Raw genomic sequence first — 22,540 nt, forward strand, 5'->3', positions numbered from 1 at the left:
TGCTTCACTTCACCTGCGATGAGTAGCTCGGTTTTACTTCAAAACTAAAGGTCTGGCTGCCTGCCTCGCCGCTTTGGGTTATCCCTTGTATTACACCAACATAAGTTCCGGGTTGATCGGATGTGTAAAATGACAATTGTTGCTTACCATCGGCACCCGTATTTACAGATGGCGACCAATAAAGTACGTTCCTGAAATCGGGCATGTGGCTGGCCGCCTGCGTATCGGTATCGTAAACCGGCGAGTAAAACTGGCGCTCCTGCTGCAAACCTTCATAATCAAGCACCACCGCATGCGGATCTATTTCGGCACCGCCAAGATCGCCTTTGTAACTGGTAAAACTAAATATCCCATGTTCGTATGATGGCCCCAGCGAGTAGTTAAATGGCACATCCTCCAGTTTACGGATTTTGAGCGGATCAACCTTAAACACTTTATTCATATCAAAAAATGGCACCCCATCTATCAGCATCATCGGGTCATCGTCTGCCAGGAAACCTATGCCAATACCGGTAACCACTTTTACATGAAATTGGTTGCCGGTATGAAAAACGTTTGCCTCCCTGATGTATTCGCGCATTACTTCTTCCATCGTAGTAAAGCGGGTGTAGTTGTCTAACAGGTAAGTTTTGTAAGGCGCTCCATAAAATGCCGTGGTATCGGGCCGCGATTCGGTAAACTGCCTCATTTTTGCGCCATTGTAAATATTTTGAACCTGCATTGTTAGCGCAGCATCTTCAAACGTGGTTTGCAGGCCAGGTGTAACGTCAAAATGTGGTGTTGCCGTCTTTACAAATTGGTCAGAAAATGGTGTCAAAACATCTATGTGGTAATTGGTATCAACAGCGGTATTGGTTTCAACAACAATTTCATTTGGCCCGTAAAACTCCCGCATATTAAAAACCAGCTTACCACGGGCATCGCTTTTAGCGGCATACAGCTGGATGTGTTTACCCGGTATCCCAAGGTAGGCCTGGATATCTTTTTCGGGCTGATTATTAAGCTTATTAACCAGGGTAGCGGTAATCATAGGGCCGCTTAACTCGGGTAAAAAATTAAAAGCTGGTGTCTTTTTATTTAAAATATCGTCCCAGGCAAAACTTCGCCAGCCCTGGGTAAGCATCAGGTTGTCTGCAGCCTCTGTAGCTACAGCATTTTTATCGTTAAAATAATAACCCGGCGATTCAATATCTCCTCTTAAATCCGATTTTAACCATAAGTAGCTCAGTATATCTTCCTGTTGGTTGTGCTGCAACGAATCCATGCGGTAAACAGATACCGACAGGCTGGCGGCAGCAGGCTTATTACCTGCACCCTGCGTGGCTATAGTAACATCTGCCTTTTTACGCATGGCGTACTGTGCAGCGCTCGCGCCGGCGCTTATAGATAGTTTTTTTGTTGGACGTTTAAAATAAAGGCGTTCGCAAACCGGTCTCTTGTCGGCGCTGAAAATGGTTATTTGCGATATTCCTTCGCCAAGCCTGCTTTTATCTAAAATAAAACTGGCGGTACCGTTGGTTACCGCAGATGATTGCACCGCTTTAACTACCTGATGGCTTTGTACAAAAAGGAAAACGTTGCCATCAGGCAGGTTTGTATTTACGCTAACCGAAAGCTGGCCGTTGCCATTGTCTTTTAAGCTCATTACGTAGCCTTTATCGCTGATCGCCGGAATATCTTTTTGTATCAATTTGCCGTCAATTTTAATTACTGCACGATAGGAGGTATTACTTTGAGGCTTAAAAACAAATCTACCGATCCCGAATTTCAATGGCTCAAACCTGGCTACCGTATCATTGTTCTGATTAACAATTGCGCCTTTAAAATTTACGCCTTTACCAAATTGATCGGCAGCTTTTACACCTACTACACTTGCTATACCACTAACCAGGTGCCCGCCTTCCGGAAAAAACTGTATATCGTATGCCGCCAATGGTGTTTTCGCTTCCTTTACCGGACTTTTCAGCGGGTTTATGATGACCAGTTTCTTTGAAAAATAGTAGTCAGGGCCAAAGTTTTTCATCCAGCTGGTATAAGCCCGCAATACAAAATTACCGGTTGGCAAATTAACCGGGATATACAATGAACCATTCCCGCTGCCATCCTTCATAGCAATTTTTGTTTGTAATACCGGCGTTTGCTTATCATCAAGTACTTCAACATATGCCACCTTACTTAAGCCAAGCGGTTTCATAAAAATACCATCCACATTAAATAATTTAAACCAAAGCACTTCCCCTGCGGTGTAGCCATTTTTATCGGTATGTACAAATAATTTTTCCTGTAGCGCGTTTGATGTGTAATCATTAAAATTGGCCTGCACTTCGGGTAATACCTGCCCAAACAAACTGGTTATTGACATGATCGCTACTGCGAAAAAAATGCTGGTAATTTTTTTCATGATCCGGTATTGTTTTATTTCCAAAATGATGGTTTTTTATTTGTTCCGCGTAAGGTACAGTCCACGCAAATAGGCGATGATGCCGTGTACCCCCCCGGCGCGTAATCAACTGTCAATTCTATGCCCGAATAAATGAGGTCGTGTACCTCGGCAACATATATAGGCGGGATGGTTGGAATGGTGGTGGTAACTTTTCGTGCATATAATAGCGTATCCAAATGGCAACCACCATATGGAGTCTCGGCCACCCAGTTCGCCGGCAGGCTGGCTTTATCAACAAAAATTCGTTTTTGCGTTACTTGTCCTACAGTAACATAACCGATAACGGGCTCGTTAGGGTTACTGATGCAATGCATGTTACCTGTTAGTTCTGATGGCTGCGGGTCAAAAATTCCGCCAATCTGTTCTGTATTTTTCTTCAGAAGTTCAAAATAATTGAATGCATCTGACGTAATTGCGTATTGTTTTACAAGGATGCTGTACCTGAACCGAAACTTTTCCGAGTTAGCACGAACCAGCGCTATTGGTGCATTATTTACTTTATCTGCCGACAGTTTAGCCGTTGTAGTGGTAATTATGGTATTGGAGGTATCGCTTACCCAGCAATTGTATATAACCTGGTCGCCGGTTCGGGGGTATTGAAAATCCGGTGGCGGCGCCGAAGGGTTTTGAACAACTGTAATTAACGATCTAAACGCACTTTGGATCTGGTAGGTCTCCGTATACTCCCACCTGTAATATTTACTGTTATTGGTTGCGTCATGTGTATCAACACCAATTTGCAAGCCGTTACTGGTTATGTCAGTCCTCACACTGTCAATTGGCGGCGAGTTTTTTACCGGCACAAAATCTGAAGCATATTTACCGCCATTTAACGTGGTAATTTTAAGGCTGTATTTTTCGTTGGCAGATAAGTTTAAAGGTGCTGATACATAAGTCCCGTTACCTTTGCCGGTTAATTTATAGCTTGCGCCCCCGGCGCTTTCAACGGTTACCACAGCGCCCAATTCGGGGTTGGCTTTCGCGTTACTATCCAGGTTAACTGTACGGCGTAAGGTTATGGTGGTAGAATCGCCCAACGAGATATTGCCATCAACCACCAAATAGCTGGTTACTTTGGCCGAGGGCGCAATTGTAATCTGCTTTTTACAGGCCATTGCACCCATCAATACAAACAGTATGTATAGTATCCTTTTCATCATCTTAATTCCTCAAAAATCTTGTTAAATAAATCAACCGTGCTGTCATTTCCCCCTCCTATCAACATTAAAATTTGATATTATAATTTATAAAGGGTATCGGCCTGGCAAAAATTGACAGCTGGTACGAGTTGATTGCTCCGCCTTGTTGCTGAAAAAACGTTGAATACGCATTTTGCCTTCCTGTTAAATTGTAAACCCCAACCGTCCATGAGTTATGGAAAGTTTGGTGTATTTTATGGTTCCCATCTATATTGATAGAAAAATCGGACCTGAAATAATCCGGGATCCTGTATTCGTTCCGCCCTGAATAAAATACCCGTTCGGCACCGTTTGAATAATATTTGGCAATAGGTAACGTGATAGGTCTGCCGGTGCTGTAGGTAACATCCAGCGAAACGCTATACCTATGGGTTATGCGATAGTTGCCGGTAAAATTAAAGCTGTGCGGTTTATCGTAATTAGCCGGGTAATATGCCCCGCCATTAATGAGCTGGCCTGCAATGGCATCGTCCTGCTTTAAAAACGTGCGAGAGTAAGTGTAATTAACCCAGCCGTTTAGCTTGCCGGTTGTTTTACGTACCGAAAGTTCGACCCCGTAGGCCTTGCCCTTGGTGTTTAAAACTTCCTGCTCAATAGCATGACTCATTACCAGTTTTGCTCCGCTTTTATAATCCAGGTAATTGTCAATGTGTTTGTAATAAACCTCTACCGATGTTTCGATGGTATTTTGCTGCGCGTTTTTAAATATGCCGAGCGATACCTGGCTGCCGTATTGTGGTTTGATGTTAGGGTCGCTCAGTTTATAAATATCAATGGGCGATATAGCTGTAGTGTTTGACAATTGGTGAATGTATTGCGCAAGGGTATTGTAACTGGCCTTTAATGACAGGTCATCCTGGATATTGTAACGGGCAGATACCCTGATTTCGGGCCGGGAATACGTTTTTATGACTTTGCCGCTGGTATAGTTGGCGCTATCAACAACATTGACCGGGGTACGCGGCAAGCCGGGCGCATAGTTGCGTACAGTTTGTGCGCCCAAATAATTGAACAACGAATACCTGATACCCGCGCTAATAGTAAAATCGGGCGTAATGTCAATTTTATCGCCCAGGTATAAGGCGCTTTCCAAAGCCTGTTCATCTGCCACTTTATCGGGAATTATTAATGAGGATGAGCTATTGGGCGTTTCGCTGCCTGGGTTTAGTTTATAATAAATAGAGCTTAAACCAAAGTCGATGGTATTATTAGGATTAAGATAATAGGTAAAATCAGCTTTTAAATTGGTTTGATTAATACCAAATTTCAGTTTGTAGGCATTAACCGGGTTTGCTGTACTGGCAATATCATATTTATACCCATCGTAACCAACGCTCAACAGACTGTATAACTTACTGCTAAAATTGTGCTTCCACTTAATGTTGGCGTTCTTATTACTGTAGTTATAAGTGGTATCGCTGTTTAACCTGAAATTATCGTTGCTTAAATAGGTAGTAATATAAATGTTATTGTCCTTATTAACCTGGTGACTTAAATCGAGGTTAAAATCATAAAACGATGCATGGCTGTGTTTATATTCCTCGGGCAATAATTTTAATAACCAATCTGAATAGCTGGTGCGGCCGCCAAAAATAAACGACGTTTTATCTTTCACTATAGGCCCTTCTACATTAAGCCTGCTGGTAAGCAATCCTATACCTGCCGAACCTGTAAAATTCTTTTTGTTGCCCTCGCGGTCGGTAACTTCCAACACTGATGATAAACGACCACCAAATTTCTCGGGAATGGTGCTTTTGTAAAGTTCTATCCCTTTTACAATATCGGGATTAAAGGCCGAGAAGAAACCAAAAAAGTGGGCTGGGTTATAAATTGTTTTATCATCAAGCAATATCAGGTTTTGGTCTGCCGCACCTCCCCTAACGTTAAAGCCGGTTGTAGCCTCGCCAACGGTTTGCACACCTGGCAATGTTAATACAATACGTAAAACATCGGCCTCGCCAAAAACAGCGGGTACTTGTTTTATACTTTTAATGTCTAACCGGCTTACGGCCATCTCGGTACTGCGCACATTGGCCACTTTATCTGCAGATATCTTTACTTCTTTAAGCGTTGTTACCTGGTCCTGCAATTCAATATTCAGTTCGCCATCAGTATATAGCATAATTTGCCTGCGTGCATCTTTCATGCCTATCCCTTTAACTATCAGCAATTGTTTGCCGCGGGGCAGCGCCAATGTAAAATAACCAAACTGATCTGTTGTAACCCCAATACTGGTATTGCTTACATAAATACTGGCCCCCGCTATGGCCACGCCCGATTTAGCACTTTTTACATAGCCCGATAAAGTAGCTTTACCGGGTTTTAATTCATTGCTTTTTATGCCAATCTCGTACAGTTTATTTTCGACGGTTGATTCAATTATGGGCTTTTTAACGGGCGCTGTTGTAAAATCAATTACCGGCGATGGCATAACGGGCTTGCTTTGCCCTGGCTTGGTGTTAAAATAACCTTCGGCCGGTTGTGTCTGAATTTCTTTCCCAAGCGTTAAAAACACCTGCATTTTTGATGCAACAATGGTATATTGAAAACCAGAGTTATGAAAAGCCTGCCTAAGCACATCTTCCAGCGGCTGGTTATTTACTTGTAGCGTAATTTTTAAGCTATCAAACTGGGTGCGGTCGTAAAAAAACCGGTAACCTGTTTTAGTCTCAAGATCGCCGGCAAACAGATCAATGCCTGCCTGTTGAAAATTAACGCTGATGCTTTTTGAAGTAACCTGCGCATGCAATAGTTTAACCGCCAATAAAAGAAGAATAGCCAGGTAAATTTTTTTCATATTATTTGGTTATACTATCATAATAGGCCGTTACCGAAGTCAGCGCCAGTTCGCGCAGGTCATCAAACTGCAGGTGCTTGTCTTTGATGTATTGCTTAAGCTCTTTCTTCTTATCGGCAAACAAATCAAGCACCGAGCTTTGGCTGCTCACTTTGTAATAGACCAATCCCTTTTTGATATAATAATCTGGCACCTCTTTAAAGGGCACAAAAAACCGCTCCCGGCCATTGGGTCCGGATGTGGATTTAAGCAATTTTTCGGACCGTTTTATTAATTGCGATTTGCCGCCATAAAGTTGTTCGTAAAAGCCGGCTTTTATACCGCCATTATTGTTGGCTACCCTAACAAAATGCCGTTCATGTAAATCAAAACCGGAAACTTTATCGGCTATCAGCGCAATTGGCGAGGCATGATTGTAGAGCAGTACCACCAGCTGATCGGTGTACAGGTCATAAATCATCGATACATTTTCAAAGTTTTGGCCATCGTACTCAACCGAGCCCGGGCGCCAGGCATCAACATCGTCAAGGTAAGGGCTACCTTTGATGGATGAATCGTAAGAATCATAAACCAGGCCATTATACAGGCGCGATTGTTCGCCAACGCCCTGGTAAAACCGGTTTGTCACGTTACCAACAGCAGCATCATAGCTTGAACTATCGGCAGATTGTGCCGATGCTGTTTTACACAGCATGGCCATAACAAAATAACATATTATTTTGATTGGATAACGAGTAGGCATCAGTTAATATTTATAAAGTAATTAAGTCATTTTTAACCATCAAAGCAAATTTTTATTAATTTAACAGTTATTCAAGCTTAATATAGTCAATTTGTTACAATATTTAATACGGTGTTAACAGCTTTAATCAGGCAACATTTCGTAAAATTAATTCGTTACCGATTGCCTGATGGTGCATCCATCACCGCTCCTGCTTTTAATGGTACGCCAAAATCGGGCGAACCGTCTTTTTTCCAGCTAAATTTTTGTGCCCGGGGCGAGCGTTCGTTGCCGCAGCCCTGGCCTGGTTGGGAGTTGGCGTGGTACAATATCCAGTCCTCCGTTCCATCCGGTGATTTAAAGAATGAATTGTGACCGGGGGCATAAACGCCATTATCCGGCGATTGTTTAAATACCGGCCGGGTGGATTTTGTCCACGATGCCGGGTTCATTAAGTCGCTGTTTGTTGATGCGCTGAGCATCCCAAGCGCGTAGTAATCTGTCCAGCAACCACTGGCCGAGTAAACCAGGAATAATTTATCGTTATGCTTTAAAATCTCGGGGCCTTCGTTTACGTTAACGTGCGGCGGGTTTGATTGTGCGCCAAGGTCGCCGTACTTCTCCCAGTCAAATTCAGGACTTGATATTTTTACCCGCTGGCCATCGATGGTGCAGGCATCTTTCATTTTGGCTATGTAGATGTTTTGCTGCACATTCACATCGCCTTCCCAGCCCGCCCAAATCATGTATAACTGTCCCTTGTTTTCAAATACCGATACATCTATGGCCCATTTATTGGTATCATCGGCTACCTTGCCTTTAAATGTCCAGGTACCTTCTGTTGGGTCAGCAGCCGGATTTTCGATCACATAAATCCGGTGGTTGTTGTTATTGCCATCATCGGCAGCAAAATACATATACCATTTACCTTTTATAAAATGAAGCTCGGGCGCCCAAAGTTCTTTTGAATAGTTAGTACCTGCGGGTGGTACCCAGATTGTTTTTTTAACAGCAGTTTTCAGCTGCGTAATATCTTTTGTTTTCCAGATAGCCAGGTGATTACCCGTTGAATTGGTATAATAGTAAAAACCATCTTTGTAAATAACCCATGGATCGGCACCGGAAGGCAGCAGGGGATTGGTGAAAGTTTTTTGCTGGGCGAAGCCCGATTGGGCTACAACCATTAATAAAACGCAGATTTTTATAATGTTTTTCATGCCCTAATATAGGACACAATTTTTTATATAATTCATAGCCGCCCTCTTTCATCTTTGGATGCGTTATCATCTTTTCGTTGAGCTTTGTTTTTCGTACCAAATGAGCGATAATAGGTAAGCTTGACGAAGGGAAAACTCCTTGACTCGGCATTATACCGTACCTGTACCTGCGAATTAAAAGCATCGCGGGTTAAGTGACCAATGTAACTGTAATAACTTGCCGACGATAACAAATCGGTAACTGATAACTGGAAACTGCCTTTATTGTTATTCAGTTCCTTTTTTATCCCAAGGTTAAGCATACTGTTTCCGTTGCTTCTTGAGGTAGCATAATATGCCGGCGAATAGGCATAACCGGAGACCTCCACGGAAATGCTTTTAGGTAGTTTAAACGTTTCGCTAAAATCAACCGATCCGGCAAAGTATGATTTGATAAAGGTTTGCGGTGTATAGTCCACTTTGTATTGTCGCCAGCCGCCAACAAAGCCATAGCGCCCCTCCCACCAGCTTGTTATTTTTACCGGGATGCTTGTTTGCACGGTGATGTTATTTTGATAAGGGGCGTTTTGCGGGGCAAGATAAACCAACCCTTTAGATGGCCCGGTAGAAATTTGCGTTTGCAATATCACATCTTTATCCCGGCTAAATAAAACCGAGAAAACATAATCGTGGTAATTATAGGCCAGTTTAATATTATCGGTAATGGTGGGTTTTAACGCCGGGTTGCCAGTAAAAACAGATACAGGGTCGTTATAGGTTACATACGAAGCCAGGTCGCTGTAGGATGGACGGCTGACGCGTTTGGTATAGGATAACTGTAATTCGGAATGATCATTAAGCTTCCGCGTCAGAAATACACTCGGGAACAGCTTCTTCAATTTCCGGTCGATATCATATTGCGCATTGCTGGCGTTATCGGTACTGTTGTGCGAGTATTCATATCGTGCGCCAATGATAAGGCTGGTAGCGGTATCCAGCTTCGCGTTCAAAGTTGCATAGCCCGCGCCAATCATCTCTTTTGTAACCAGGTTATTAGATACCCCTACGCTGCTTAACACCCACTGGCCGTTTTGCATATTTTCTATTCCGGATACACTGTTGCTGCGGGTAAAGGTGCCTTTTACACCTGCTTCAAATTTCAGGTTTGGATTTATTTGTTTTGAGTAGTCCGCTTTAAGTACCGATACTTTTATAGCGGTACTGGCCAGGTCGCGCTGGCGGGGGGCATACAGGCTGTCGCCGGCACCGGCCAGGTTGCCATAGTTATCAACAAAGGTGCTTTGAACGTTGGTTTGCCCATTGTTTTTGTAATAAATATAATCGGCGTCAAAATTAATTTTTTCGCCTTTAGTAAGTTCACGTTCCAGGTTAATGCTGCCGATGGTATTGTAAGTATGATTAATGCCATCGAGGTAGGAATTAAACAGCAGCACAGAATCGGGCTTAAGGGCATAGTGCCCATGGTTGTAATTATTGTTGTGGTCGGTCCCGGCTGCAAAATAGATACTGGCACCAACGGTTGTCTTTTGATTGGGCCGGATATCGGCGCCAATTTCGGCATCCTGGTATTTGGCCAGCGGTTTGCCCAGGCCCTTGTATAAAAATTCGGTTTGCCCGCCTATGGCTGGTACAATTTCCGTCCCGCTTGCAAACAATTCGCTATGGCCGCGATCGTGAGCATACGAATAAGAAGCCCGCAGGCCCACCTTACCTGTATTGTGGTTAATTGAGGCATTTACTGAACCCTTTTCACCCTGGCTATACCCAGCCGTAACAGTAGCAGACCCGTTTGTGCCCCGCTGTTTATTTTTTTTGGTAACAATATTAATAAGCCCGGCATTGCCGTCGGCATCGTATTTTGCAGGCGGGGTGTTTAACAGTTCTACTTTTTCAATGTCATCGGCGCTTATGCCGTTTAGTAAAGTAAGCACCTGCGGCATCGACATCCGCATCAGTTTGCCATCCAGCATCACCATTACGCCGGCCTTTCCGTTCAGGGTGATGCCAGTGTTTTGGGGATTAACGATTACGCCGGGTGAGCGCTGCAGAACTTGTAACACCGAACTGCCTTTTGTTAAAATACTGCTTTGTACATTTACTACCATCCCGCCCGGCTCCTGCTGCACCAAAGGTTTATTGGCCACAATGGTAACCTCACTTAATTGTTTGGAGGCCGCTTTTAGCTCAATAATACCAAGGTTTTTTGATGGTTTTGTACCTGTAAGCTCAAATACGGGCGACGACCATGTTTCGTGAGTCATATCGCTTACCTTAACAATATACCGGCCCTGGCCAACAGGTTCAAACCTAAAGGTGCCTTTATCATTAGTAAGCGTTGATTTTATCAGCGCGTTATCGGTGCTATCCAATAATATTATTGTTGCAAATGAAACGGGCTGCCCGGTGGCATCCACAAATTTCCCTGACACCTGGGCAAACGATGACTGCCCAAAAAATAAGAGGAAGCTGATGATTAAGTATTTCATAGGCGGGTTGTGATGGTTGTTTGACCAAAGGAATACAAACCTAACAAGCCACAAAAAACCGATTGACCACCGTACTACCCCGATTGACGAAATACATTAAAAGCGCCGGAATTTATTAAAACGGCCTGCCTCCGCTATAATTTACCGGTTATATGCCAACAGGTGCATTTGGTCAATTAATTAGCCCCATTGAGATTGTGGCCATTAAAAAACAATTCATTTAGCTGTATCTTTAGCTTATGCCTCAAATTCAATCCAAACAAAACTGGCTTATCAGGTATAAATTATACCATCTTCCTTTTTGGTTTTTATATAATTACCTGTGGTGGGTATTTTCCCAGGGCGATCCTATTGGCGTGGCGCGCAGTATCTTTTTTTCGCCCTATACGGTAAAGTTTACTTTTTACCTGGTATTCCAGGCTTTGGCGGCGTATTTTAACCTATATTTCCTGATGCCACGCTATATGGAAAAGGGCAAATTTGCGCAGTACATAGCTTACGAGTTATTAACCATTATCGGCGCTGCCATGCTGATTGTTCCGGGTTATTTTTTAAGCGCCATCCTATCGGGCAAAACAATGGATGATTTATATGGTAACGGCCCGCATAACTTTTTCACCCTTTTCCTGGCCAATCCGCTGCCATCAATGGTGGCCAGCAGCACACTTGCCATGAGTATTAAGCTTACTAAAACCTGGGCACAAACGCAAAAAAGGCAACAAATGCTTGAAAAAGAGAAACTGGAAACCGAGCTTAAATTTTTAAAATACCAGTTTAACCCTCATTTTTTGTTTAACAGCATCAATTCCATTTTTTTCCTTATCCACAAAAATCCCAATATGGCATCGGCTTCGCTGGCCAAATTTTCTGAATTGTTGCGGCACCAGCTGTATGAATGCAACGATCTGCAAATCCCACTTCAAAAAGAAATAGCCTATCTTGAAAATTTTATAGAACTGGAAAAGCTGCGGCATGATACCGAAGTACAAGCTGATATACAGCTGACGGCACCCATTGCAGGCCAACTGGGCATTGCCCCCTTTATTTTGATGACCTTTGTAGAAAATGCTTTCAAGCACGTATCGGCCCATGTAAACGGCAGTAATTGGATCAACATAAAACTTGAACTTCAAGGGCAACGGCTAAACCTGTTTGTAAGCAACAGTACAGCAGCCGGCGAAGCAAACCAGGCAATAAAATACGGCGGCATAGGACTGGGCAACGTTAAACGGAGGCTCGATTTAATGTATCCCGGTATTTATGAATTGGATATTGACAGCCAACCCGATACTTTTACGGTAAAACTACAGTTAACACTTGCTGTGCTGCAAATATCACCAACAATGCAAATGGCTTAAATATGAATATCAATTGTATAATTGTTGACGATGAGCCATTGGCCCGCGAAGGGCTTGGGAACTACGTTCGGGAGGTAGATTTTTTACAGTTGGCCGGCACCTGCGAAAACCCGCTTGAGCTTATGAAACTGCTTGACCAGCAACCTGCCGATTTGATTTTCCTGGATATCCAGATGCCTAAAATGAACGGGATAGAGTTGTTGAAAATTATGCAAAAACCGCCTATGGTGGTTATTACTACCGCCTACCCTACCTATGCCCTGGAAAGCTTCCAGCTGGATGTGCTGGATTACCTGCTTAAACCAATCACGTTTGAACGTTTTTTTAAGGCGGCGAGCAAAGCCCGGGATTATCACCGGCTGCTCACCAAAACAACATCGGCAGATATCAATAAAGCAGAAAAACAGGATGATTATTTTTTTATTAAGTGTGGCAGCAAATATGAAAAGGTGCCGCTGGACGAGATTCTTTATGTAGAGGGAATGCAAAACTACGTAAACATTTTTACCATGAAAGGCAAATATGTAACCATGTTATCCCTTAAAAACCTGGAGGAGAACCTGGCTGGCAAGTCATTTATCAGGGTGCATAAATCGTACATTGTGGCCGTCAATAAAATTGATGGGATTGAAGGTAATGAGATATTTATCCAGGCCAATAAAATTCCTATAAGCCGCAATTACCGCGAGCAGGTGATTGGGCAGGTGGTTACCAACAGGCTTTGGGATAAAAAATAAAACGGCCTGCTACGACAACCGGTGCCGTAACAAACACGTTTTACACTACTTTTAAGTTATAAGTACCAAGTCTTAAGTTCCAAGTAAAAAAAGAATAAATTGACTTAAGACTTTTGACTTGGGACTCTCGTTAAACACGGTATTTATTTCTTATCGCAAACCAAAAACACCACACCTCTTGCCGGTACGCTAACAGTTATTCCGCCACTGGTGCCTGATGAATTTGCAGCAAGCGAGGCATAACCAGCCGGACCACCAACATCGCCGGCAGGGCCATTGTTGTTAACGGTTACTTTGCCCGAATACGATCCGTTGTCGGTACCACCTTTCAAAGTATAATAATAGTAATTAGAGCCGGTGTAGTAATTTTTGAAATTGATGCTAACTACCTGGTCGGTGCCGCTTTTATTTATAAGTGTAACACCGGCTTCGCCCGATGTGAACGAAGATGCATAGCTAACAATATCGGTACTCCCGCTAACTGTTGAACTGATCATCCTGTCGCCAAAGTATTTCTGGAAATAATACAGGTAATAAAATGCCGGCCGTGGGGTAAAATTTGCGGTGCCATCCTGGTTAAAAGTAAATAAACCATGATCGTTACCATCGCTGCCGCCGTTTGCCAAATCCCAGCGGCAGGCCATGCTTACCTGGTTTTTAATTAACTCGCCCAGTACTAAAACGGCATGCACACCGCTAACGTAAGACACCTGCTGCCTTGAACCCGAAGCAAATATATTCCACTCGTCCAACGCTATGGGCTTTTGAGCCACACCTGCCTTTTGAACAGAATTGTTTACCCAACTTACCATCGGAGCGGTAACTGCTGATGGCGTTGCCAGGATAACTTCGGGTGTTGAATTTTGATTATAAGGCGTATAATAATTATGCACTACAAAAAAATCGGGCGATGATCCGGCAGCAGATAAAACACCCGAATTCCAGTTTTGCCCACCTGTAGTATTATTTTGGTCGTCTGTTTCGGTAAGTACAATACCTATTTTAATGGAAACGCCTATGTCGCTGGCAGCCTTGCGCATCGAATCGGCAAAAACCTTAAAATGTGTTCCGTATAGCTGGCCCGTTATAATTTCGGGCTGGCCATCCTTATTTTTCGATACATCAATACGATACCCGGCCTCCCAGTTACCGAAATTTTCGTTGCCCACCTCCCATAATTTAGTTCGGCCCTTATCATTCCTTACCCATTGCGCGGCGTAATGTGCAGCAGTTTCAACCGGGTGATCGCTCAACCCATAACGGGCATAGCCATAATTCACCGTAATAATGCCGGTACTGTTGGTTTTTTGCAGCAGCGAATAGTAATTGCTAAGGCTTATCGACCAGCTATCGGTTACCATCCCGCTCCAGTATCCCGTAGCAGGGTCGGCGCTGCCATCGGCTTTTAATAATTGAGCCGGCACATCAGCCGGTTTACCACCCGCGGGCAAATCATAAAAATAAACATCAGACAAGCTGCCTCCCGGCGCCCTGATAATGTTGGGCGATAGATTGGTGATGTTTTTTACCAGGCCTGCGTCGGTATATTGACTGGTAAACGGATTCATGTTATTGCCAAACAGGTTGTTTGACACCTTCGAGACTACCTGGGCAAAATCTGCCGTTACCGTAACCGAAGATGCTGTTGGCTTAGCCACACTTGTTGTAGCTGGCTTTGTAAATGTTTTAGCTATCCAGCTATCTAAAAAAAAACCTTGCGAAACGGCGATTCCGGGGTCGGTTGGCGAAGTAATTGGGCCTGTCGCCCCCCCGTTTCCTGTATCAACAACCGTTGTATCGGTCTTTTTATCCTTTTTACATGCCGTTAAAGTTATAAGGGCCAATAATATTGTAAATACACTATTTATTATCACTTTCATTTTACTGTTTTTTACCGTAACGGTATTTATCGGGCTTTTTCCTTTGCCTTTTTTTTGTATAAATTAAGCCACTGATGCTTTTAAGCCAACGTGCGGGCCATGCATAAAACCGGCAACCATATAGGTTGACCTGAACTCGTTGGGTGTAAATTGTTTTTTGCGTTTAAAAATCCTGTTGAAATTGGATATGTTGTTAAAACCGCACTCATAAGCTATCTCGGCCACCGTAGTTGTCGAGTCAATAAGCATCCGCGCGGCGTGTCCTAACCTTATCTCGTTTAAGCTATCGGTAAAAGTTTTGCCGGTGCGCTTTTTTATAAACCTGCTGAAAGAGGCCTCGGGCATGTGGACAACACGGGCAACCTCGGCAAGGGAAACCTTGCGGTTGTAGTTGGTGTTCATATGCTCAAATACTTTTTCGATACGGCGGCTGTTATGGTAAAATTTCTCGTTAATAAAGCTGGGATCAGACAGGGTTTTCATATCTGCCGATGTTGACAACTCATGCAGTATGGATAACAATTCCAAAACCGATGTAAAGCCGCTCTGTTTATTCAGCGCCACCAGACGATCCCTGACCGTGATAATTGTTTCGGGCGAGAAAAGAACCCCCATTGGCGCACGTTGCAACATTCCCTTCAAAAAACTAAGCTGGTTACGTTGTAAAAACTTTTCGTCAAAAAGGTCTTTATGAAATTGAATTACTATTTCGGTTACCTGCTGGCTTTTACACTCGTTGGCAAACCAGCCATGATAAAGGCCGGGGCCTACCAAAACCAGTTCCAAATCGTCAATTACGTCTATATGTCCGCCAACAACGCGTTTGGCCCCCTTGGCGTTTAAAACCAAATGCAGCTCATAATCGTCATGGTAATGAAGCGGCCCTTCAAAATTATTATCAACCTTCGCAAAAACAGTAAAGCAATCGCCTGCTGTCAGCGGGGTATTTTCTCGCATTACATTGCTTGTCGTCATAAAATAATCGGTATCACAAAATTCAAAAACAAGTTAGTTAGGCTAAGTGGCTGTATAAGATGGTTACTTTACGGCAGGCTGCTCAATTACCTCTTTAGCTGCAACATCATCTACAATCATTGTCCCCGAGGCGTTGCCCATTGCAATTAAAACTTTAAAACTTACGGCCTTTGGGGGTATATTAATCACTTTGGCATAAAGCGTCCATTGCTGGTCGCCGGTTATGCGGGCAATATTGTCGCCGCCATTTATTTCTTTATCATTGCTATCCAAAAACGCAACACTAAACAGGGCACCTTCCCAATCATTTTTACCTTTAACAACATTTAAGGTTTTTAACCAGGCGCTAAATTCTATTGCTGTAGCTTTTTTAGGAATCCGTACGGTTTGATCAATACCCACCCATTTATCGGTGCTGGTGGTTACAATGGCGCAGCTGTTTTTGCCACTTTTAATATTCCAGGGCGTAATTTGCCCGCCACCATCATTCCAGCCATAAAAATCATCTTCAAAGCCCCCATTGGTTAGCAAATTCTTTTGCGCGTTGGCTTTTAACATCAGCAATATCAAACCCATGCTGAATATTATTTTAATCGCTTTCATCAGTCAAATGAATTTAAAATATCGCCGCCAGGTTTATGCTGGCGACGATATTGATTAAGCCTGCTATTTAATATTTACCAGGCCAACATCATCCATACTAAAAGTAGATGAGTTACCGCTAAATTCCTGGAAAACCAGTGCACTGATGCTTGAAGGCAGCGGATTGCCTGCATCCACCCAGTTAGCAATTGGAATTTGATAATCTGTCCATTTGCCTTCGGTAAGGGTTATCTGCACGGCAGTGTTAAAATTGTAATTGAGTACCAGGTGGATATTTTTACCGGTTGTGCCTTTGCCGCCAAAAATTGAAAACTTAAGGGCTGTATTAGCATCAACACTGTTACCGCTGCCCGGCTGTATTACATAACCATCGTACCCGCCGGTGTAGCTGTATGTCCTGGATGTAGTTCCTCTCCTGATGTTTGTTTTATCATCCTTCGCTCCTGCGCCCCAGCCATAATCGCTCCATCCGTTTTCGTATCCATCTTCAAAAATTGCTGTATTGAAGCCAAATATGGAATTGGTTTGTTTAGCTGATGAAACGTTGTTTGATAATAAGCTTGTGCCCGAAGTTACAACCGGCCCCGTACCTACGCCGCCGCCTTTAGTAGCCGATGTGGTAACCAATAAATGTGCAGCAGTTAAACCTGATGGCACTTTTACAGTTATTACCGTAGGCGACTTGGTAAGTACTGTAGCCGGCACTGTACCAAATGATACACCTGTGAGGCCATTAAATGTAGTACCTGTTATGGTGATAACATCGCCGGCGTTACCTGCCAGCTGGCTAACTGTTGTTATGCCAGGGGCAGGCTGTTCAATTATAAAAGGGGTACTAACTTTTCCGTGGGCGGTAACAACGGTGAGTACGTTACTGGTGGTGTCGTTGCTAAACGGCACCGTGGCAGGTACTGAAAACTGAAGCGTGGTGTTTGATGAGTATGCTATGTTAAAGTATATTGATACACCGTTAATATAAATAGCTTTAGTTGTGCTTAAATTATTACCTATCACTGCATATAAGGTTCCTATCTTTCCGTCGCTTGTTGTTGAATCAAAAGCAGTAACCGTTTGCGATGTTTGGGTGCTTTGATAAACGGTGCGTATCCTGGTAATTACCGGGGGGCCATCGCCGCCGCTATCGTGCTTTTTACAGGAGCTGATACTGAATACCACCACAAGCGAAAGTATGCAGTAAGAAAATATCGATTTTAAATTTTTCATAGCTGTATTTATTTAAAAGTGTATGGTACTGCTGGTTCTAATAATTTAGGGTCGGCGGTTGTTTCATTAATTGGTATAGGCAATAAAAAGTCGGTACTTTTTGGTGTAACCGCGCTATGGTAAACAGTTTTGCGGTCATTAGCGTAAGTACCCCTTTCCTGCTGGCTTATCAACTGCGTAGCCAGTGGATGGCTGTTATTTAATATACCATTCCATCCGTCAATGCGGCAAAGGTCAAACCAATAGTCGTTTTCGATAGCAAATTCGTGCCTTCTTTCAGCTAAAATATCGTCCTTGATAATAGTAGTTGGCACAGCGTTATTGTAGGTGGCATCGTAGTTAGGGTTAGCAACCGTGTAGTTACGTTTTATAACTGTTAACGGTGCCAGGTTTGCCCTTTTTCTGATTGTATTGATGTAATTTAAAGCCTGGGCATCTGTCGAGGTTGTGTTTTTGCCAACAATTGCCTCTGCTGCAATTAAATAAACTTCGGCATAACGCATTAAGTACGTATTGTTTGCCGCAGATTGTGCTGCGCCAATGCCGCCATTATCGGCAGGCGTACCAACCACGTATTTTTTGATAGCAGCATCGGTTCCCTGTGAATTAATATTGTCAGGTACGGTGTAACCGCCGGCTGCCGCAGTAATTTCAGGATAAAAATCCTTCGCTTGCATAATAGTGGCATGCAGGCGCAAATCTCCGCCTTCATAAGAGTTTTGCAGGTCGATTGTGGGGCCTAACACGCTATAGCCATCACCGGTACCTGTAATGATACCGCTGGCGGCTAATGAAGCCTGTGCCGGATTACCGTGACCATACGATGCGCCACCGGCCCATTGTAGCTGGCAAATGCTTTCTTCGTTGTTATTATTGGCTGTTTTAAACAGATCGTTATAAGTTTTATTAGGCAGATCTACACCATACAATTTAAACTCTCCGCTGTTAATCACTTTTTGTGCTTCTGCAAGTGCGTTAGGGTAATCCTGCATATACAGGTATATTTTGGCCAGCATAGCCGAAGCAGAACCACTGGATACATGGCCTTGAGTGATAGAACCAGTCCTGATCATCTTGGTACAATTTGCCTCGGCAAATTTCATATCCTTAACCATAAAGGTGTATATGTCTTCTATCCTGTTGCTATTTACCTGGAAGTTGGTTAAAAAGTTACTGGCATCCTCAATAATGGGCACCGCGCCCCATAACCTAACGATATGGAAATAAGCCATGGCACGCATAAAATGGGCTTCGCCCAGGGCGTTATTTAAAACAGCCGGGGTTACGTCCGCGCCTGCTCTTGGGGGCATTAAGTTGATTAGTGCATTAGCCTGCGCAACAACAGTCCATAATGACGACCATGCGGCATCATTCTGTGAATTGAGGTTGGTAACTGCACCGTTCAGGTTACCAAAATCAGTAACATCTGATGAGTAACTACGGCCGTTACCACCGGTCATCTCGCACACGGCCCAGCCTGGTTTAGCCACATAATTAAACCAAAGTGAATTGTAAAGGTTAAGTGTGCTGGATGCTACCTGGGCATCGGTTTTATAAAAATTATCAATTGCTATCGCGTTTTCGGGCGGCCTGTTGAAGAAATCTTTTTTACAGCCTGTTACAGAAACAAGGCTAATGACTGCCGCGCTGATTATATATTTAATATTTGCTTTCATTTTAAGTCTTTTATGGTCAAATTAAAATTCCGCGTTTATTCCAAAAGAAATAACCCTTGGCGAAGGGTACCTTCCCAAATCCACATTGGTTAAAAACACGTTTTGATTTTGCTGGCCAACTTCGGGGTCCAGTCCTTTGTAACCTGTTATTACAAACAGGTTTTGCGCGCTGCAATACACTTTTAAACCACTAAGTGCAATACGTTTAGCCCAGGCTGCCGGTACGTTATATCCTAAACGTACATTCTGAAACCTTAAAAAAGATGCACTTTGCAAAAACCTGGTCGACATGTTAAGGTTCGGGTTAACACCGCCCTTAGGAGCCGGGATAGTTGCATTAGGGTTAGATGGACTCCAGTAATTTGCGGCTTCCGCAAGCTGATTGGTATATAGCCCATTCAAGCCTTCTATGGTGTAGTCAAGGTAATTAAGCACTTTGCCGCCATAAGAACCATACAGAAATATAGACAGATCGATACCTTTATAACTGAAATTATTGGTAAAACCATAGGTAAAAGTTGGGTTAGGGTTACCAATAGCACTCATGTCGCTTGCATCAATCTTGCCATCATGATTGGTATCAACATATTGTATATCACCTAAAGTTGTTGAACCAAGAGTACCCAGTGTAGTGCTTATAGGCTGGCCAAATTGTATTGGCGCATTTTGCAGCTGGTCTGCTGTTTTAAATATTCCTTTAACGGTATACCCATAAAACTCCCCTATAGGGCCGCCAACTTGCGTACGTGTAACCGGAATTTGTAAAAAACCCGAGGTAACGCTGGCAGTAATGATACTGTTGTTGTACGTAGAAACCACTTTATTAACGTAATGGCTAAAAGTTACCGTTGTATTCCAGTTAAAATTCTTTGAAACAATATTTTTTGAGTTGATGCTGAACTCGATACCTTTATTACTAACCTCGCCTCCGTTTACATAAAGCGAACTGATCCCGCCAAGATAATTGGGCCCGCCGGTTAAAAACTCCGGCAACGGTGCCTGGAAAAGGAATTTTTTCGAGGTTTTATTATACCAGTCGGCAGCTACATTAACCCTGCCGAATAAAGTAAAATCCAAACCTATATCAGTTTGTATAGATGTTTGCCAGGTTAAATTAGGATTATTATAATTTGATACGTTAAAGCCGGTACCTAAGCCTGTGATTGTGGGGTTAAGTGCAGATCCGTACTGGTAGCCCGGTATGTTCTGATTACCAACTTCACCGTAACCAATTCTGAATTTCACATTATCAGCTACACTTTTAATGCCGGCCATAAATGATTCATTGGAAACTGTCCAGCCGAAAGCAGCAGATGGGAAATAACCTGTCTGGTGGCCTTGTGCAAAGTTTGATGACCTATCCGACCGGATGGTGGCAGTTAAACTGTACCTGCTATCGTAGTCATAAATTGCACGGGCATAAAAGGATTGCAAGGTATTAGACGATTTATTTTCGCCGATAGAAGGTATTTTAGCGCCACCAAGGTTAAGTGTTGGTAAATCGTTACTTAAAAAAGTATCGGTACCGGCACTCATACTATTGTACATGCCTTCATTCAATTCATAACCTGCAGTTGCGGTTACGTTGTGTTTTTGAGCAAATGTATGGTTGTAGGTAATATATTCTTTCCAGTTCCAGCCTAAAGCCTGGTCTGTATATTCACTTAATTTGGCTACAGGGTTACCATATATTAGCGACGGGTTGGTAGGCGATGTTACAGTGTATGAAGGGAAGAACAGTACACTTTTCGAAAAATTATTATAACCGCCAATTTCCGATCTTAATGTCAGATTTTTCAAAAAACGGATGTCGGCATAAAAATTCGCATTTATTTGGCTCCGCACCAGGTTATTGGTGTTTAAGCTTGCCAATGCAACGGGGCTTATAAAAACACCGCTACCGTATGATGCCGGGGCAACAGTATAGCTGCCATCGGGATTGCTGGCTGCCTGGTCTGGGGCATTCAACAATGCCTGGTAAACAATACCACCGTTATCACTCGCGCCTATGTTTTGGTCGGTACGGTTTAACGTCATATTTGAACCAAGTTTAAACCAATCCTTCAATTTTCCCTCAACATTGGTACGGAAGGAGTAGCGTTTAAAGTTTGACGCTATGATGGTGCCATTTTGTTTAAGGAAACCGCCTGAAATATAGTAATTCACGTTTTCGTTACCACCGTTCATTGAAAGATTATGGCTTTGCATCGGTGCTGTTCTGAACACCGCTTTTTGCCAATCGGTACCTGGGCCAAGTACAGTGGGATCTGCAAACTCGCCCCTGCGGCCTATACCTGTAATATCGGCTATCTCGTTTTGTATAGCAGCGTATTGAGGGAGGTTCATCATTTTAAGGAAATGCCCTTGTTGCTGAATGCCGTAATAACCATCATAATTTAAATGAGCCGAACTATTTTTACCTTTTTTTGTGGTAATAATAATTACTCCATTTGAACCACGGCTACCATATATGGCTGTCGCCGACGCATCTTTCAAAATATCAATAGATGCAATATCATTTGGGTTGATGTAGCTTAGGGGGCTAACTGTATTTTCGCCATTATTTTGGTTTTGAGTGGTGTAGGCAGAACCATCAATATACACACCATCAACTACATATAAAGGCTCATTTGAACCAGAAAGAGAAGTTATACCCCTGATATGCACTGATGCCGAACTACCCGGCGCACCTGTACCGTTGGTAACGGTAACACCCGCGGCTTTACCCTGCAGCAATTGGTCAACGCTTGTTTGAGGGATATTTTGAATATCCTTAGCGGTTACCGATGATATGGCGCCATTTACGTCCTGTCGTTTTTGCTGACCGTAACCGATAACTACCACATCTGTTAACGTGGTTGACATATTGACCAATACAACATTAATAACAGTTTTTTTACCGATAAGAACATCCTGTGATTTCATGCCGATAAACGAGAAAGTAAGCTCGGTAGCGCCACTTGGTACGCTGATGCTATAATTGCCATCTTTATCGGTTATAGCCGAAGCCTGGCCATTTTTTACCCTGACAGAAGCACCGGGCAGGGTTATGCCTTTGTCGTCTGTTACTGTTCCTTTGATTACTGTCGCCTGGTTTTGCGCCCCTGCCCGGAAGCATACAAAAAGAGACAAAAACAGCAATGCCATTCGTAGAATTTTTCGCATAATTGATTTACTTAGTTTATTTGGTTTTTATTTGATTTATTGGTTCTGTTACTATAGCT

General features: G+C 43.2%; 14 protein-coding genes. 2 read left to right on the forward strand and 12 right to left on the reverse strand.

Annotated features, from left to right (window positions below; translation table 11 throughout):
- Window positions 1-4 precede the first annotated feature (4 nt).
- The 6 genes from FSB76_RS31230 to FSB76_RS31255 all read right to left on the reverse strand — a co-directional run bounded on the left by FSB76_RS31230 (window position 5) and on the right by FSB76_RS31255 (window position 10,863).
- Window positions 5-2,401 carry a hypothetical protein gene (locus tag FSB76_RS31230; RefSeq protein ID WP_147060549.1) on the reverse strand — a complete coding sequence of 799 codons (2,397 nt, stop codon included), beginning with the start codon at window positions 2,399-2,401 and terminating at the stop codon, window positions 5-7.
- Window positions 2,402-2,415: 14 nt separating this feature from the next.
- Window positions 2,416-3,603, reverse strand: coding sequence for a DUF4249 domain-containing protein (locus FSB76_RS31235; protein WP_147060551.1), 1,188 nt, complete (start codon window positions 3,601-3,603; stop codon window positions 2,416-2,418).
- A 64-nt stretch (window positions 3,604-3,667) separates the two neighbouring features.
- On the reverse strand, window positions 3,668-6,439 hold the full coding sequence (locus FSB76_RS31240; RefSeq protein WP_147060552.1) for a TonB-dependent receptor: 2,772 nt from the start codon (window positions 6,437-6,439) through the stop codon (window positions 3,668-3,670).
- Window position 6,440: 1 nt separating this feature from the next.
- A complete protein-coding gene (locus FSB76_RS31245; RefSeq protein WP_225976365.1) occupies window positions 6,441-7,139 on the reverse strand; it encodes a hypothetical protein in 699 nt (232 codons plus the stop codon).
- 197 nt (window positions 7,140-7,336) lie between these two features.
- Entirely contained in the window at window positions 7,337-8,377 is a 1,041-nt protein-coding gene (locus FSB76_RS31250; RefSeq protein ID WP_147060556.1) for a glycoside hydrolase family 43 protein, read from the reverse strand.
- A gap of 32 nt (window positions 8,378-8,409) precedes the next feature.
- A complete protein-coding gene (locus FSB76_RS31255) occupies window positions 8,410-10,863 on the reverse strand; it encodes a TonB-dependent receptor domain-containing protein (protein WP_147060558.1) in 2,454 nt (817 codons plus the stop codon).
- A 239-nt stretch (window positions 10,864-11,102) separates the two neighbouring features.
- Here FSB76_RS31255 and FSB76_RS31260 point away from each other — a divergent pair, with 239 nt between their 5' ends.
- Together FSB76_RS31260 and FSB76_RS31265 are read left to right on the forward strand one after the other, a co-directional pair.
- Window positions 11,103-12,221: a sensor histidine kinase gene (locus FSB76_RS31260; RefSeq protein ID WP_147060560.1), complete on the forward strand. Its 1,119-nt coding sequence runs from the start codon at window positions 11,103-11,105 to the stop codon at window positions 12,219-12,221.
- Window positions 12,222-12,223: 2 nt separating this feature from the next.
- The gene (locus tag FSB76_RS31265) at window positions 12,224-12,958 is read left to right on the forward strand and encodes a LytR/AlgR family response regulator transcription factor (protein WP_147060562.1); all 735 of its coding nucleotides are present in this window, start codon (window positions 12,224-12,226) and stop codon (window positions 12,956-12,958) included.
- 143 nt (window positions 12,959-13,101) lie between these two features.
- On the opposite strand, the gene FSB76_RS31270 is transcribed toward FSB76_RS31265, so the two are convergent.
- The 6 genes from FSB76_RS31270 to FSB76_RS31295 form a co-directional block, all read right to left on the reverse strand.
- Window positions 13,102-14,838: an alpha-L-arabinofuranosidase gene (locus tag FSB76_RS31270; protein WP_147060564.1), complete on the reverse strand. Its 1,737-nt coding sequence runs from the start codon at window positions 14,836-14,838 to the stop codon at window positions 13,102-13,104.
- 63 nt (window positions 14,839-14,901) lie between these two features.
- Window positions 14,902-15,813 carry an AraC family transcriptional regulator gene (locus tag FSB76_RS31275; RefSeq protein WP_147060566.1) on the reverse strand — a complete coding sequence of 304 codons (912 nt, stop codon included), beginning with the start codon at window positions 15,811-15,813 and terminating at the stop codon, window positions 14,902-14,904.
- A gap of 63 nt (window positions 15,814-15,876) precedes the next feature.
- A complete protein-coding gene (locus FSB76_RS31280) occupies window positions 15,877-16,416 on the reverse strand; it encodes a carbohydrate binding domain-containing protein (protein ID WP_147060568.1) in 540 nt (179 codons plus the stop codon).
- Window positions 16,417-16,479: 63 nt separating this feature from the next.
- Window positions 16,480-17,640, reverse strand: a complete 1,161-nt coding sequence (locus tag FSB76_RS31285) for an IPT/TIG domain-containing protein (protein ID WP_147060570.1) — start codon at window positions 17,638-17,640, stop codon at window positions 16,480-16,482.
- Between the two features lie 8 nt (window positions 17,641-17,648).
- The gene (locus tag FSB76_RS31290) at window positions 17,649-19,316 is read right to left on the reverse strand and encodes a RagB/SusD family nutrient uptake outer membrane protein (protein WP_147060572.1); all 1,668 of its coding nucleotides are present in this window, start codon (window positions 19,314-19,316) and stop codon (window positions 17,649-17,651) included.
- A gap of 21 nt (window positions 19,317-19,337) precedes the next feature.
- Window positions 19,338-22,481: a SusC/RagA family TonB-linked outer membrane protein gene (locus tag FSB76_RS31295; protein WP_147060574.1), complete on the reverse strand. Its 3,144-nt coding sequence runs from the start codon at window positions 22,479-22,481 to the stop codon at window positions 19,338-19,340.
- Window positions 22,482-22,540 lie beyond the last annotated feature (59 nt).

The organism is Mucilaginibacter ginsenosidivorax, assembly GCF_007971525.1.
In the GTDB taxonomy this organism is placed as follows: Bacteria; Bacteroidota; Bacteroidia; order Sphingobacteriales; family Sphingobacteriaceae; genus Mucilaginibacter; species Mucilaginibacter ginsenosidivorax.